13 protein-coding genes and 1 other annotated feature are annotated in these 15,757 nt (G+C 37.8%); of the genes, 10 read left to right on the top strand and 3 right to left on the bottom strand.

Annotated features, from left to right (window positions below; genetic code table 11):
* Window positions 1–148 precede the first annotated feature (148 nt).
* The 7 genes from hemA (at window position 149) to MKY94_RS12680 (ending at window position 7,466) form a co-directional block, all read left to right on the top strand.
* Window positions 149–1,513: a glutamyl-tRNA reductase gene (gene hemA, locus MKY94_RS12710; protein ID WP_191696813.1), complete on the top strand. Its 1,365-nt coding sequence runs from the start codon at window positions 149–151 to the stop codon at window positions 1,511–1,513.
* A gap of 82 nt (window positions 1,514–1,595) precedes the next feature.
* On the top strand, window positions 1,596–2,426 hold the full coding sequence (ccsA, locus tag MKY94_RS12705) for a cytochrome c biogenesis protein CcsA (RefSeq protein ID WP_144535659.1): 831 nt from the start codon (window positions 1,596–1,598) through the stop codon (window positions 2,424–2,426).
* A gap of 16 nt (window positions 2,427–2,442) precedes the next feature.
* Entirely contained in the window at window positions 2,443–3,372 is a 930-nt protein-coding gene (gene hemC / locus MKY94_RS12700) for a hydroxymethylbilane synthase (RefSeq protein WP_144535661.1), read from the top strand.
* Complete coding sequence (locus MKY94_RS12695) at window positions 3,365–4,120, top strand: uroporphyrinogen-III synthase (protein WP_342577143.1); 756 nt, start codon at window positions 3,365–3,367, stop codon at window positions 4,118–4,120. The genes hemC and MKY94_RS12695 overlap by 8 nt, the downstream gene beginning before the upstream one ends.
* Window positions 4,121–4,125: 5 nt before the next feature.
* Window positions 4,126–5,109, top strand: coding sequence for a porphobilinogen synthase (gene hemB / locus MKY94_RS12690; RefSeq protein ID WP_191696816.1), 984 nt, complete (start codon window positions 4,126–4,128; stop codon window positions 5,107–5,109).
* A complete protein-coding gene (gene hemL, locus MKY94_RS12685; RefSeq protein ID WP_342577142.1) occupies window positions 5,109–6,395 on the top strand; it encodes a glutamate-1-semialdehyde 2,1-aminomutase in 1,287 nt (428 codons plus the stop codon). Before hemB ends, hemL begins: the two co-directional genes overlap by 1 nt.
* A 297-nt stretch (window positions 6,396–6,692) precedes the next feature.
* Window positions 6,693–7,466: a hypothetical protein gene (locus MKY94_RS12680; RefSeq protein ID WP_342577141.1), complete on the top strand. Its 774-nt coding sequence runs from the start codon at window positions 6,693–6,695 to the stop codon at window positions 7,464–7,466.
* On the opposite strand, the gene MKY94_RS12675 is transcribed toward MKY94_RS12680, so the two are convergent.
* Window positions 7,443–7,634, bottom strand: coding sequence for a hypothetical protein (locus MKY94_RS12675; protein ID WP_144535671.1), 192 nt, complete (start codon window positions 7,632–7,634; stop codon window positions 7,443–7,445). The genes MKY94_RS12680 and MKY94_RS12675 overlap by 24 nt on opposite strands.
* Before the next feature lie 73 nt (window positions 7,635–7,707).
* Window positions 7,708–7,934, top strand: a binding site (T-box leader).
* A gap of 44 nt (window positions 7,935–7,978) precedes the next feature.
* Between MKY94_RS12675 and MKY94_RS12670 the strand changes: the two genes are divergently transcribed.
* Window positions 7,979–10,621 (top strand): valine--tRNA ligase, encoded by a 2,643-nt coding sequence (locus MKY94_RS12670; RefSeq protein ID WP_342577140.1) that lies wholly within the window; start codon window positions 7,979–7,981, stop codon window positions 10,619–10,621.
* 261 nt (window positions 10,622–10,882) lie between these two features.
* Here the strand turns inward: MKY94_RS12670 and MKY94_RS12665 are convergent, their stop codons facing one another.
* Together MKY94_RS12665 and MKY94_RS12660 are read right to left on the bottom strand one after the other, a co-directional pair.
* Complete coding sequence (locus MKY94_RS12665; protein ID WP_342577139.1) at window positions 10,883–11,692, bottom strand: ATP-grasp domain-containing protein; 810 nt, start codon at window positions 11,690–11,692, stop codon at window positions 10,883–10,885.
* Entirely contained in the window at window positions 11,689–12,567 is an 879-nt protein-coding gene (locus MKY94_RS12660; RefSeq protein ID WP_144535677.1) for a RimK family alpha-L-glutamate ligase, read from the bottom strand. Before MKY94_RS12660 ends, MKY94_RS12665 begins: the two co-directional genes overlap by 4 nt.
* Window positions 12,568–12,653: 86 nt before the next feature.
* On the opposite strand from MKY94_RS12660, the gene MKY94_RS12655 reads away from it, so the two are divergent.
* Together MKY94_RS12655 and MKY94_RS12650 are read left to right on the top strand one after the other, a co-directional pair.
* A complete protein-coding gene (locus tag MKY94_RS12655; RefSeq protein ID WP_342577138.1) occupies window positions 12,654–13,874 on the top strand; it encodes a folylpolyglutamate synthase/dihydrofolate synthase family protein in 1,221 nt (406 codons plus the stop codon).
* Window positions 13,875–13,970: 96 nt separating this feature from the next.
* Entirely contained in the window at window positions 13,971–15,674 is a 1,704-nt protein-coding gene (locus tag MKY94_RS12650) for a sensor domain-containing diguanylate cyclase (RefSeq protein ID WP_342577137.1), read from the top strand.
* The last annotated feature ends 83 nt before the right edge of the window (window positions 15,675–15,757 follow it).

Here is a 15,757-nt window from a genome sequence, read left to right as displayed (position 1 = left end):
TTGTATTGAGTAATACTTTTTGTTATTATTAATTTATAATAATTCTAATTAAGATTTCATAGCTTGTTCACAAATGACAAATTATCTACTTGTGAACCTATGCTATAATAGGACTTATGAAATGAACGTGAAAGGGTGACATGACTCCATGCATACACTCGTGGTAGGTGTCAATTATCGTACTGCCCCAGTTGAGATTCGTGAAAAGCTTTCTTTTATCGAGGCTGAGCTTCCGAATGCGATGCAGGCATTACAGGAACAGAAGAGTATTTTAGAAAACGTCATTGTATCTACATGTAACCGTACAGAAATATACGCAACTGTAGATCAATTGCATACAGGAAGATACTATGTAAAACAATTTCTAGCGAATTGGTTCGATATCCCAATGGAGAACCTTTCTAGATATTTATTTATTCATGAAGACAATGAAGCGAATAATCACTTATTCCGTGTTACTGCTGGTATTGACTCCATGGTGCTTGGAGAGACTCAAATTCTTGGACAAGTGAAGAAAAGCTTTTTAAGCGGGCAAGAAAATGGGACAACGGGTACAATATTTAACCAATTATTTAAACAAGCTGTGACGTTTGCAAAGCGCGCTCATGCTGAGACATCTATTGGGGAAAATGCAGTATCAGTTTCTTATGCAGCAGTTGAACTAGGGAAAAAAATATTTGGTTCTTTAAACCACAAGCATGTAGTAATCCTAGGAGCAGGAAAAATGGGCGAGCTAGCTATCCAAAACCTTCACGGCAGCGGTGCTGAAAAAGTAACGGTTATTAACCGTACTTATGAAAAAGCGAAGGAGCTTGCTTCAAAATTTGAAGGCAATGCTAAACCTATGGATGAGCTTCAATGTGCATTACTTGAGGCTGATATTCTAATCAGCTCTACTGGTGCAACTGAATACGTAATTGACTATGAGCTAATGCAATTCGTAGACAGATTACGTAAAGGCAAGCCTTTGTTCATGGTCGATATTGCTGTGCCACGTGACTTAGATCCACAAATAGGTGATTTACCAAACGTGTTCTTATATGACATCGATGATTTACAAGGAATTGTCGAAGCGAACCTTGCTGAGCGTGAACGTGCTGCTGCCCAAATCAATAAAATGATTGAGACCGAAATCGAGCAATTTAATGAGTGGGTAACTACTCTTGGGGTTGTACCGATTATCTCCGCACTACGCCAAAAAGCGAATAGAATTCAAGTAGAGACAATGAGTTCTATTGAAAACAAAATGCCTAACCTTACGGATCGCGAGCGCAAGATATTAAATAAACATACGAAATCGATTGTTAACCAACTTTTGAAAGAGCCGATTCTACAAGCAAAAGAACTTTCTACATCTAAGAATCCTGCTGAACAGCTCCAATTGTTCCAACAAATCTTTGGAATTGAAGAAGATGTAAAGAAGGAAGTAGAAATTCAAGCAGAAAAAGCTAAAATTAATTTAAAACAATCGCTATTGAATCAAGAATTAAAAGAGAACTTATCGTTCAATTAATCTACAGGAGGTGTTTTTGTATCTTTATCGAAACTAGAGAGATATAAAAGCACCTTTTTTATTGTATAAAGGGAGAAATGATATGGCTGATTTGACGATGACACGGCTTCACGAGATTATGGTCGTCCTCCAATCCGTTAGCCTTGTTTTCTATTTCATCGATTACCTCAACAAAGATCGGCAAGTTCATCGCTTGGCGGTAGGACTATTATCCATCGTCTGGCTACTACAAACGGTGTTTTTAGTCATGTATATGATAGAGATGAAGCGATTTCCTATTCTATCGCTATTTGAGGGTATATATTTCTATGCATGGCTCATCATATTGCTTTCTTTGATCATGCAGCTGGTCTTTAAGTCAGATTTACCAGGATTCTTTTTAAATATTATTGGATTTATATTTATGACCATCCATACATTTGCCCCAAGCCAATTGGAGCAATCGCCTGTGGGTGATGCCCTACGTTCAGAGTTATTGTTTATTCATATTACTTTTGCATTTTTAGCTTATGCTGCATTTGCTCTTTCGTTTGTTTTTTCTGTACTATATTTGATATTGTATAGAGTATTGAAACAGAAAAAATGGACAAAGCAATTCACTAGATTGCCATCTCTGCAGCATACGGAAACTGGAATGACGACGTCAATCATTACAGGAATCCCTTTATTGTTTGTAAGTCTCGTTCTTGGGTTACAATGGGCTTATATATCTTTAAATGAGTTTTCAATATTTGATTTTAAGATTGTTAATTCCTTTATTCTATTAGTTATATATATTGTCGTTTTATTAATAAGAAGGCGCGCAAGGTTTAAAGGGACGAACTATGCGTGGATTCACGTATATGCATTTTTATTTGTTTTAATAAATTTCTTACTAGGTAGTCGATTATCACAATTCCACTTATGGTATTAAGAAAGGTAGCGAGTCAATGCGTAAAATTATTGTAGGTTCAAGAAGAAGTAAGTTAGCTTTAACACAAACAAACTGGTTCATCCAACAAATGAAGGATATGGGGGCTCCATTTGAGTTTGAAGTGAAAGAGATTGTCACTAAAGGTGACCAAATTTTAGATGTAACGCTTTCCAAGGTTGGAGGAAAAGGATTATTTGTTAAAGAAATTGAACAAGCATTATATGACAAGGAAATTGATTTTGCTGTACATAGCATGAAGGATATGCCATCAGTCTTGCCTCCAGGATTAGTAATGGGGTGTACACCAAAACGTGTAGACGAACGTGATGCTTTCATCTCCACGGGTCATGTTAAATTTAACGACCTACCAAAAGGAGCAGTTGTTGGGACAAGTAGCTTACGTAGAAGCGCTCAGCTTCTATTACTACGTCCAGATATCGAGATTAAATGGATACGAGGTAATGTGGATACTAGATTGCAAAAGCTTCAAGACGGAGAATATGATGCGATTATTTTAGCTGCAGCAGGACTTAAGCGACTTGGCTGGAGCGATGAAGTAGTAACCGAATATATTTCTGTAGAAGATTGCGTCCCAGCAGTAGGACAAGGGTCATTAGCGATTGAATGTCGTGAGGATGATTTAGAATTATTAACTGAGCTTCAAAAGCTATCAGATAAAGAGACTTGGGATGCTGTTCATGCAGAGCGTGCTTTCTTAGCTGCCATGGATGGAGGTTGTCAGGTGCCGATTGCCGGACATGCTATCATTAAAGGCGATGAAATAACATTTACAGGACTTGTAGCTGCACCAGATGCTTCTGTTGTATATAAAGAAGTAGTGTCCGGAACAAACCCAGAGTCAGTAGGCAAAGAAGCAGCACGTATTATAACGGAACAGGGAGCTTATGATTTAATCCAGAAGGTTAAGGCTGATTTAAATGTCTGAAAGTTCACCTCTACAAAATGAACATGTCATTTTTACAGGGGTGAATAGATCAGAAGAGGCAGCAGCACTAACTGCTAGTTTAGGAGGGGTACCAATTCTAGCCCCGTTTATAGCCACTAAGGAGATTATACAGACCGATGACAAAGATAAACTCTTAAACAGTAATGCTTTTAAATGGTTTATATTTACTAGTCAGGCAAGTGTCGCGGCCTTTCATCAAAAAATACTTAGAAACAATTTAGAGATTGAATATTTTCAAGTGAAAATAGCTGCTGTTGGATCTAGGACCGCATCAGCACTAGAGCAATTGGGTTTCTCGATTGACTTTATGCCGAGCGTCTTTAGTGCCGATGTATTTATTCGAGAGTTTCCTCAGGTTGCAGCACCAGAGGAGTCCTGCTTGTTCTTTCGAGGTAATCTTGCAAAGAAAACAATCGTAGATGGTTTGGTCAATCCAGTTGACGAATGGACAGTCTATGAGACAGTCACGTTGGAAGATAACGTAGAAAAGGTTAAGGAAATGCTCAATAGTGGGAAAAACTGTTCACTTGTATTCACTAGTCCTTCTACGGTCAATGCTTTCCATCAAACGATAGGCAAGGATCTAGGCTATCATGGTTTTACGGTATGTGCTATTGGCCATGTAACGAAGAATCATTTAAAATCATTAGGTATTACTGCACAAGTAATGCCAAGAACCTATACTTTAACAGAGGTAGTTTACGCGCTAGCTCAATGGAAGGGATGAATGAAATGGCAGATTTATATTTTCGACGTCATCGCCGTTTAAGACAATCGGCTGGTATCAGATCAATGGTAAAAGAAACATACTTACATAAAGAGGATTTAATCTATCCAATTTTCGTGATGGATGGAGAAAATATTAAAAATCCCGTTAACTCTATGCCGGGAGTTTTTCAATTTTCTTTAGACCGTTTGGGAGAAGAGGTAGACGAGGTCGTTACATTAGGGATACCATCAGTTATTTTATTTGGTTTGCCTGCGACAAAGGATGCTGAAGGAACTCAAGCGTACCATGATCACGGAATTGTACAAAAGGCTATCCGCTTTATCAAGGATCGTCATCCAAACCTAGTGGTTATCGCAGATACTTGCTTATGCGAATTTACAGATCATGGTCACTGTGGAGTAGTTGATGAGCATGAAAGAATCTTAAATGACCCATCGTTGGACTTACTAGCAAAAACTGCTGTGAGTCAAGCTCAAGCAGGAGCAGATATCATCGCACCTTCTAACATGATGGATGGATTTGTTACTGCTATTCGTCAAGGATTGGACAGAGCTGGATTTCAAGATGTGCCGATTATGTCTTATGCAGTGAAATATGCATCAGCTTATTACGGTCCATTCCGTGAGGCTGCGGACGGAGCTCCTAAATTTGGAGATCGTAAAACGTATCAAATGGATTATTCTAACCGTATGGAGGCAATTCGTGAAGCAACTTCTGATATGGAAGAGGGAGCAGATTTCTTAATCGTAAAACCTGCACTAGCATATTTGGATATTATCCGCGATGTTAGAAATAACTTTGATGCTCCAATCGTTGCGTATAACGTAAGTGGAGAGTATGCAATGGTGAAGGCCGCTGCAATCAACGGCTGGATAAACGAAAAAGAAACAGTTCTAGAAACTTTAACAGGAATGAAACGTGCAGGAGCCGATATTATCTTAACGTATCATGCTAAAGATGTAGCGCGTTGGTTGGAGGAGAAATAATGTCATATAAATTATCTAAAGAAGCATTTACAGAAGCAAAGGAACTAATGCCTGGTGGGGTTAACAGTCCTGTTCGTGCATTTAAATCTGTAGACATGGATCCAATTTTCATGGAGAGTGGAAAGGGAGCCATCTTAAAGGATATTGATGGCAATGAATACATCGACTATGTACTTTCATGGGGACCACTTATTTTAGGTCACACTGAACCGAACGTAGTAAAAGCTATTCAAGAGGTAGCTGCAACTGGGACTAGCTTTGGAGCTTCTACTTTAATCGAAAATAAGCTTGCCAAATTAGTAATGGAACGTGTTCCATCTATTGAGATGGTCCGTATGGTTTCTTCTGGTACGGAGGCAACCATGAGTGCATTGAGATTAGCACGTGGTTATACAGGACGTAACAAAATATTAAAATTCGAAGGATGTTACCACGGTCATGGAGATAGTCTACTGATTAAAGCTGGATCTGGTGTTGCTACCTTAGGTCTTCCAGACAGCCCGGGTGTACCCGAGTCTATCGCTAAAAACACAATTGCCGTTCCTTATAATGACATCGAAAGCGTTCGCTATGTGTTTGAAAACTTCGGTGACGATTTAGCAGCAGTAATTGTAGAGCCAGTGGCAGGAAACATGGGCGTTGTGCCTCCAATTGAAGGATTCCTTGAAGCATTGCGTGAGTTGACAGAGAAAAATGGAACAGTTTTAATCTTTGATGAAGTAATGACTGGTTTCCGAGTGGGCTATAACTGTGCACAAGGCTTTTTCGGTATTACACCAGATTTAACTTGTCTAGGAAAAGTAATCGGGGGAGGCCTACCAGTAGGTGCTTTCGGAGGAAAACGAGAAATCATGGAAATGATTGCACCGGCAGGCTCTGTATATCAAGCAGGTACTTTATCTGGAAATCCTTTAGCAATGACAGCAGGATATGAAACATTATCTCGCTTAAATGAAGACACGTACAAATATTTTATTAAGCTTGGAGATATGCTTGAAAAAGGATTCAGAGAATCGGCAAGCAAGTACAATATTCCACATACAGTAAATCGTGCTGGTTCTATGATTGGCTTCTTCTTTACTAACGAAAACGTTATTAACTATGACGTAGCTAAAACAGCTGACCTTGATTTATTTGCAAAATATTATCGTTTAATGGCTGAGGAAGGTATCTATTTACCACCTTCTCAATTTGAAGGGATGTTCCTATCCACTGCACATACAGAGGAACATATCAATAAAACAATCCAAGCTTTCCATACTGTTTTTGAAAAGCTAGCTAGATAACTGACAAACATACTAAAAAATTTAACTGCTCCGTAAAAGTTAGACACTAATCTAATTTTTACGGGGTATTTTTTTATTTGAAAATATATCTGCTTTACAAGGGATACGCGGTCTATTCGTGGCTGGTCTATTATGACAATACAGCAAAAATAACAAGAAATGCTCGATTTGGCACTAAGCGGTCTCGTCTGAATAAGTCCTTAGTCAAAGTTTTGGAAAGCGAAGCATAAATGAAAGGTATTTTTCATATTTTCTTACGTTGAAACATAATTTGTCCTATACGAAGGAGGATGAAAAATGGAAGTGAAAAGTTGGGAAGTAAAGGAACAGTTTTGTTTTCCGCAAAGTTTTGGTGTACCAAAGGAAGTTAAGACAATTAAGGTGACTCCACAATATTTTCAAGAGGAAATAGACGAAATGGTGCATATAAACGGTATTTATCATATTACATGTCATGTGGAGTTTGAAGAGGGAGAAGTTGAGCACCATGCAACAAGCGAATTTACAGAAATAGAGGATTTAGATTTACAAGGAGAGCTGGGATATTTTGAATATGCTGTTCCGATGAGCGTAGAAATCAGTAAGGAGAGAATACAACAGGATACGTCTCCTAGTATTAGTGTAGAAAATATAAATTGTAAAGCAGAATCGGATGGAATTGAAATTGTCTGGTTTGTGAATTGTGAATACGAAACGTCAAGACCACTGAAAACAGAAGTGGTAATGACAGATTTAATAGAAGAGGAAGAAGAACAACCAGAAGTGGTAGAGGTTTTACCATTTAATTTTATCCAGGATGAAGAGTCAAGTGAAGATACAATGCAAGTTCAATTAGAAAATGAAGAACTAGAAGAAGTATCAGTAGAGCCGTTTAAGCCAGCACAAAAAGTAGTGAGTGCTGAGCAACAATCTACAAATGAGGATGATCAACAGGATCTGCCCAAAGTTGCTATAAAACATAATGAAACGGAAAGCTCAGTCGAAGGTGAGTCAGAACTGCAATTTATATTAGATTTAGAGGACGGATATACTAAGCTTTCCTTTCCATCAAATAATGTCCTTAAACAATAAGAATCCGAGAAATGCCAAAAAGACTAGCAAGATAAAATCCCATGTAGTAGGAACGATCAATACACGAACAAGTTGAAAGCAACCGATTGGTATAATGATGCCTTTTACGTAAAAACGAGTTCTTCGTAGCCAATCTGGCAGAAGATAGGGGTTGTATCCTCTTTTCATAGTGTTTTCCTCCTTTCACAAGACTATGCTTGACGGCATATAATAATATCCTATACAATAAAAACAACTATATATGGATGCTATGAATGGGAAGAGTAAAATGACACGGTTATCTAAAGAAAGGAAACAATTTGCTGAAATGTTTCCGTTAGCCACCATTTGAAGGTAGCCCAAGAGCAGCTTTTGTGAACTAACAGTAGCAATTGCCGGTTTGAAGCCGTTATCTAATTGAGAGCGTGATGTGTTTTATTGCATCTGCGAATAAAGGTGGTACCGCGAACAAACTCCTTCGTCCTTTAGTGATGATAGGAGTTTTTTTATATTCTTTTTTAGGAGGAAACGATATGACAAATGAGACAACGATGTCTACCAAGTATGATCCGCAGTCAATTGAAAAAGGTCGCTACGAGTGGTGGTTAAAAGGCAAATTTTTTGAAGCGCATCCAGAGAGTGAAAAGGAACCATATACAATTGTGATTCCACCACCGAACGTAACTGGGAAGCTACATTTAGGTCACGCCTGGGATACTACGCTTCAAGATATTATTATTCGTATGAAGCGTATGCAAGGCTATGATGCCCTATGGTTACCAGGAATGGACCATGCAGGAATTGCTACTCAAGCAAAGGTGGAAGAAAAACTTCGTGCTGATAATATTACTAGATATGACCTTGGCCGAGAAAAATTCGTGGAAGAAACATGGAAATGGAAAGATGAATACGCAGGGCATATTCGTCAGCAATGGGCAAAGTTAGGCTTAGGCTTAGACTACTCACGTGAACGTTTTACATTAGATGAAGGCCTTTCTAACGCAGTAAAAGAAGTATTCGTTAATCTATATAACAAAGGCTTGATTTACCGTGGCGAATACATCATTAACTGGGATCCAGCTACTAAAACAGCACTTTCGGATATTGAAGTAATTCATAAGGATATACAGGGTGCATTCTATCATATGCATTACCCACTTGCAGATGGTACTGGTTCGATCGATGTTGCAACAACTCGACCAGAAACAATGCTAGGGGATACGGCTGTTGCTGTACACCCTGAGGATGACCGCTACAAGCATTTAATCGGTAAAAAAGTAAAATTACCAATCGTTGGCCGTGAAATTCCAATCGTAGCAGATGATTACGTGGATATGGAGTTTGGTAGAGGTGCAGTTAAAATTACCCCAGCTCATGACCCGAATGATTTTGAAATTGGTAACCGCCATGATTTAGAAAGAATACTAGTGATGCATGAAGATGGCTCTATGAATAAAAATGCTGGTAAATATGAAGGTATGGATCGCTTCGAATGTCGTAAGCAAATTGTGAAGGATCTTCAAGAAGCAGGAGTATTATTCAAAATCGAAGAGCATGCACATTCCGTTGGACATTCAGAGCGAAGTGGAGCTGTAGTTGAGCCATACCTTTCTACACAATGGTTCGTTAAAATGCAGCCACTTGCAAAAGAAGCTATTAAGCTTCAAGAATCAGAGGGCAAGGTAAACTTCGTACCTGATCGCTTTGAAAAAACTTATCTACGTTGGATGGAAAACATTCATGATTGGTGTATCTCCCGTCAACTTTGGTGGGGACATCGTATTCCAGCATGGTACCATAAAGAAACTGGAGAAGTTTATGTTGGGCACGAGGCTCCATCAGATGAAGAAAATTGGAAGCAAGATGAAGACGTTTTAGATACATGGTTCTCATCTGCTCTATGGCCTTTCTCAACTCTTGGTTGGCCTGATGTAGAAAATGAGGAAATGAAAAAGTATTATCCAACTAATGCCCTTGTTACAGGTTATGATATTATATTCTTCTGGGTGTCTCGTATGATATTCCAAGGAGTAGAATTTACAGGAACTCGCCCATTTGACGATGTACTAATTCACGGTTTAGTACGTGCAGAAGATGGTCGTAAAATGTCGAAATCTCTTGGAAACGGCATTGATCCTATGGATGTAATCGAAAAGTACGGTGCAGACTCACTACGCTACTTCCTAAGCACTGGCTCATCTCCAGGGCAGGATCTACGCTTCTCAGTAGAAAAGGTAGAGGCTGTTTGGAACTTCGCCAATAAAATTTGGAATGCATCACGCTTTGCTTTGATGAACATGGATGGCTTGAAATACGAAGAAATTAACTTAGAGGGCAAAAAGTCTGTAGCAGATGCTTGGATTCTTACTCGTTTAAACGAAACAATTGAACAAGTAACAAGACTTTCTGAAAAGTATGAGTTCGGTGAAGTTGGCCGTGCACTTTATAATTTCATCTGGGATGACTTCTGTGACTGGTATATCGAAATGGCTAAGCTACCGCTAAACGGAGAGGACGAGGAAGCGAAGCATATGACTCGTTCCGTTCTAGCATATGTATTAGACAATACGATGCGTTTATTACATCCATTCATGCCTTTTATCACAGAAGAAATTTGGCAAAACCTACCTCATGAAGGGGAGTCGATTACAGTAGCTCCATGGCCGACTGTAAACGAAGAGCTTTCTGATCAAAGCCAAGCAGCAAGCATGAAATTACTTGCAGAGATTATCCGCTCGGTACGTAATATACGTTCAGAGGTACAAACTCCAATGAGCAAAAAAGTACCTCTATACATCTCAGCGAAAGATGCCGACACGCTTGCTGTGTTAGAAGCTAATGCGAAATACTTAGAGCGTTTCTGTAACCCAGAGCCTCTAGTGATCGGTCAAGACCTAGAAGATCCAGGTCAATCGATGTCAGCAGTAGTTACAGGTGCTCTATTGTACCTTCCACTACAAGGTTTAATAGATATTGATGCTGAAAAAGGTCGTTTAGAAAAAGAATTAGAAAAATGGGCAAAAGAAGTGAAGTTAGTTCAAGGTAAGCTATCCAACGAACGCTTCGTTTCAAAAGCACCTGAGGCAGTAGTAGCAGAAGAGCGTGCCAAAGAACAAGATTACCTAGAAAAACACGCAACTGTGTTAAAACGTCTTGAGGAATTAAATAACTTGTAATAGTAAGCGTAGCAAGCACCCTAGAGGTGTTTGCACGCTATTTTTATGAATAAATACAAGTCGAGCTACTGGAGTAATTGAGAACCATTTTAGAAATGGGTTTTAGCACGGATAGTGTGGAAGAACCTTGCAGAGAAGAGGAAGAACATTGCGGAGGAGGAGTAAAACCTTGCAGAGAACGAATGAAATGTTGCACAGATGGAGCAGAAACTTGCAGAGACCGCATAGCATAGCATTCAAACACAAAAAAACACATTGAGCTCAATGCTCAACGTGCTTTTTTAACTGTTTATCGATGTAATCCATGATTGGTATAGCAATATCCGTTTTTGTTGTTTGGAAATATGATCTTGCACCAACCGGATCTTCTATTTCATTGAAAAGCCATCTCCCATCGGGTAAAAGGAGGAAATCGATTCCTATATAATCACTTTTAATCGCTTTTGCAATTTTTACTACGTCTGCCTCTTGGCTTGCAGAAAGCTCATACTTTTCAACAGTTCCACCTAAATTAAAATTGGATTTAAAGCTATTTGGAGCACCGATCCTCTTTACAGCTCCAATGACCTCGCTGCCCAGCATAAATACTCTAATATCAGTTGCATTCGTTTCTATATAGCTTTGGGCAATAATCTCTTGTGAGCCGTACGTTGTTAGAAACTCTACCGCAGCTTCTTTATTGTCTAATAGCTCTACCTGTAAGCCGCCATGTCCCTCAATAGTTTTTAAAACGATAGGATACTGATCGATATCATGAATATCTTTTACTTTTTTTGTTGGTACTGTTGCAATTCCTAGCATTTGAACTAGCTGAATTGCTTTGTATTTATCATTTGCAATGACGTTGACCTCAGCACGGTTGAACATAGGTAATCCTCGTTGTTCAAGCTTTTTGGAAAGCTCAGGATTACGAGCTCTAAAAAAGATAAAATCTACTTCTGGAAATTCTAGCTGTTGATCATCTATCACATTCAATGTATGTCCGTGATTCCTTGCAGCTTTAATAAGGCGATCGATGAAATTTTGATTTCTCTCGATTTCCTTTAATTCATATATCAACAAGCCATTCATATAACAACAGCTCCGATTTTAGATAATATATAGCTAATCATGGCATCTCCTACGTTAATTCCAGTGACATTATAAATGTTACGAATATGTGCTACTCCATTAACCTCACAAACTAGTGGTTCTTCGTCTTCACCAAAGAGCAAATCGACCCCAGCAAATTCAGCATTCAATGCAGCAGCAGCTTGAATAGCTACTTCTTTTTGTTTTTCTGTTAAAACGATTTCAGTTGCAGTCCCACCATTTGTGATATTGGCACGGAAATCAGTAGCTGATTGACGGTGCATGCAAGCCACAACTTGACCTCCCACCACATTGACGCGAATATCTCTTCCTCTACTCGTATGGATGAATTGCTGGAAGACATATTCAATCCCTTTTAGCTCTTCCACCTTTTCAAAAAATTGCTCTCTTGTTTCTATCAAATAAACTCTTTGACCAAATGAGCCATGTGCTTCTTTGATAATCATAGGTAGCTGAAGTACTTGTAAAACCTGCTCGTAATAGCCAGTGTTCAAAATAGAGAACTCAGGATAGACTTTAGGTGCTATAATCGTCAGAGGCATTGGCACGTTAGCTTTTGCCAGCGCGAGATATTGATGCGCCTTGTTATCACAAATCTCAATCACGCTTGGATCATTGAACACTGGTATGCCTTCATTCTTTAGATATTTTGCAAGCAAAATATCTTTGTCTAGAAAGACGACAAAATCAGGCCTTGTTGATAAGCTTTCATGAACATTCATCAGAAGCTCATAATTTTTTACTAAAACTGCTAGTATGCCTTTTTTTTCTGCTGCTTCTTTCAGGAGGAGAGCCTGATCGAGAAACTTATCATGAGTAAGGCTACCATTGTAAACGATCCAACAAGTTTGCATAATTAATGACCTCCACGGGTACGTGTTATAATGTGTTCACAAGAAGTTTAGCAGAAAAGTAACGAAGACGGAATAGGGTGAATGACTTGGAAATAAAAAAATTTAATAACTATAAGATAAAATGGGATATTACTAGTGAAACTATGATTAAACCTGGTCTAGAGCGTATTCAGGAAGCTTTAAATAGACTAGGAAATCCGCAAGAAAAACACAAAATAATTCATGTTGCTGGCACAAATGGGAAAGGTTCAACGATTGCCTTTATGAGAGCGATTTCAAAGGAGCACAACTTAACATATGGTAGCTTCACATCTCCTTGTTTAATCGATGTACACGATCAAATACAAATAAATGGAAATAATGTTACCGAGGATCAAATGGACAAGGCGTTTCAACAGCTTAAATTAGCAGGAATTAGTGGTATGCTTACTGACTTTGAGCTTTTAACAGTAGTTGCATTTTTAATTTTTGAGAAACAAGATTTAGATATTGTATTCCTGGAAAGCGGAATGGGTGGAAGACTTGATAGCACGAACGTAATTCAACATTCTTTAGCAGTTATACCGAGTATATCTATTGATCATACGAACTTCCTAGGTGACACTATCGAGAAAATAAGCTGGCATAAAGCAGGAATTTTAAAAGAACATGGGAAATTGATAATAGGGGGAATTCCCAAAAGTGCCAAAGAGGTAGTAGATAAAGAGGTAAAAGAGAAGCAGGCGGAGCTTATTGAAATAAACAAAGATTTTAAAATGACTGGCAAAAGCTATACATATAGAAACAATCAATTTAGTGATTTAATGCCCCAAATGCTTGGACACCATCAGTTATCGAATATGGCACTAGCTATTACTGCATTAATTGAAAGTGAATTTACTTTAGTTGAAGAGAAAGTACAAAGAGCAGTTAGTATGGCATCTCTTCCTGGAAGAATGGAAAAGTGGAGTGAGAGAACGTATATGGATGGGGCACACAATAAGGCAAGCATTGACGCCTTAGTAGAGACTCTCAAGCAATACTTTCCTAACGAACGTATTCATTTTATAATAGGTATATTAAAAGATAAGGATTATATGTATATTTTAAAAAGACTAGAGGAAATTGCTGCAAGTTTTGAGTTTGTAGATTTTAAACATGAAAGAGCTTTAGATGCTAAAATTTTGTTTAAACACTGTACACACAGTGAGAAACGTATAACTAAAGATATAAATAATATAGACCTAATTTCAGAAAATGAAGAAGTTGTTACTATAGTCACTGGTTCTCTGTATCTAATTACCGAGTTAAAAGGAATAAACAGGTAAAATGTAATTTTAATTATTCTGTTTTCTTGTGATATAATTTTTATATAATATAACTGCGAAAAAAGTAATGGCCTAAAAGGAAGGGGGATATGGTTGATGGTATTTACTCAGAGAGCTAAAAATATAATGATCTCACTTTGGTTCATTTTTGTTCCAATTGGGACTTTTTTAGTATATATAAACTCCCCAACCAAACCTACCGAATGGGAAAATTACGGATACTATTTGCTATTAGCATTACTATCTAGCGTATTTCCATTTGTTATAGCCGGTTCTACAATTATTCTTGTATTATGGGTAAATGCTGCGATATTTATGAAGTATGGTCTATTAGCTGAACTAATTTCTATGCAGCTGAGTATGTTTCCTGTTATATACCATATGAAAATTACCCGTGAAACCTTATTTAAATACTTCTTCAATTCATTTATGTTTTTTTTACTTTCAGTAATTTGTGGATCTCTTATTTTGGGCTTAGGATTTGAAGTCGGCAGTATAGCTATAATGGATGTAATCTTATACGGCTCTCTATATGCTATCTCATATATATTGTTAAACCATGTGATTTTGTATATTAGAGAGCTTATTTGTGGGTTTAAGCCGTTTTTTCTAACGAAGGATTTTTATTGGGAAACAGCTTGCCTATTAATGACACTACCATTTGGCTTAAGCCTATATTTATTTGAAACGGCAACTGGACCAATCGCATTGTTGTTAATGGGAATACCGTTAATAACAATCACAGTAATAGTTCGATTGTATAGTGATTCTGAAAAAGTAAATAATGATCTGAACAAGGCAAGCGAGTTTGGGCACGAATTGGCGGAAAGATTAACTTCTGCTGAAATATTAGATATGTTTGTAGAGCGAGTCTCTAAAATGTTTCCTATTGATACTGCCTATATAGTTGACAATGTGATCGATAAATTTATAATTTTACGAGCAGTTGAAGATGGGGTTAAGAAAGAATTAGAATCCTCACATGAAGAAATAAAATATAGCTTTGTTGGGAACGTCTATCAAAAAGGAGAACCGATCCTCTATAATAAACAAACGGAATGGCTTCATATGAAACCTTCGTTTTTATCAATGGAGATGCAAAGCGTGATGGCTGTACCGATTTATCGAAATCAGAAAATTGAAGGTGTATTGGTTCTTGCAACTAAAAGTAAATTTGCATTTGAGCCTTACCAATTGAATATTGTTCATTTATTGTGTTCTTACTTTGCAGTTTCCTTAGAAAAAGCAAGATATGTAAGAGAAGCAGTAGCTCAAAGTGAAATATGTGAACTTACTAAGCTATATAATTATAGATATTTAGATAGACAAATTGCTACTGAAATGGAAAAAGTAGTAGCTGGGGCGTATCATTCACTGTCATTAATCATGCTGGACATCGATAAATTTAAAGCTGTTAATGATACTTATGGTCATCACAGTGGTAATATAATCTTAAAAGAATTTGCCCAACTTATAAAAAAAGAAATAGGTGGAGAGGGCACGGTTGGGAGATATGGCGGAGAGGAATTCGTCGTTATCCTTCCAAACTACACCAAATTACAAGCTATTAATTTAGCAGAGCAGCTCCGTATGAAAATTGAGCAAACTCCTTTCATAGTAGAGCAGGGTTTAGCAGACATAGCTAGAGAAGAGATTATCTTTATCACAGCGAGTATTGGAGTTTCAACAGCACCTGAGGATAGTGATGAGGGGAATTCCCTTATACGTAATGCCGATCGCGCTCTATACATCGGAGCAAAACAGGCGGGTCGAAATAGAGTTGCGGAGTATGTGAAATAAAAACATTTATTTAAAATATAGAATAGGAGACGAATATTGTCACTTTAATTGTGACTATATTCGTCTTTTTATTTAAATGATGG

Source organism: Psychrobacillus sp. FSL K6-2843 (genome assembly GCF_038626375.1).
GTDB lineage: Bacteria > Bacillota > Bacilli > Bacillales_A > Planococcaceae > Psychrobacillus > Psychrobacillus faecigallinarum.
Note: the sequence above shows the minus strand (reverse complement) of the source record. Positions and strands in the feature narration are given on the sequence as shown.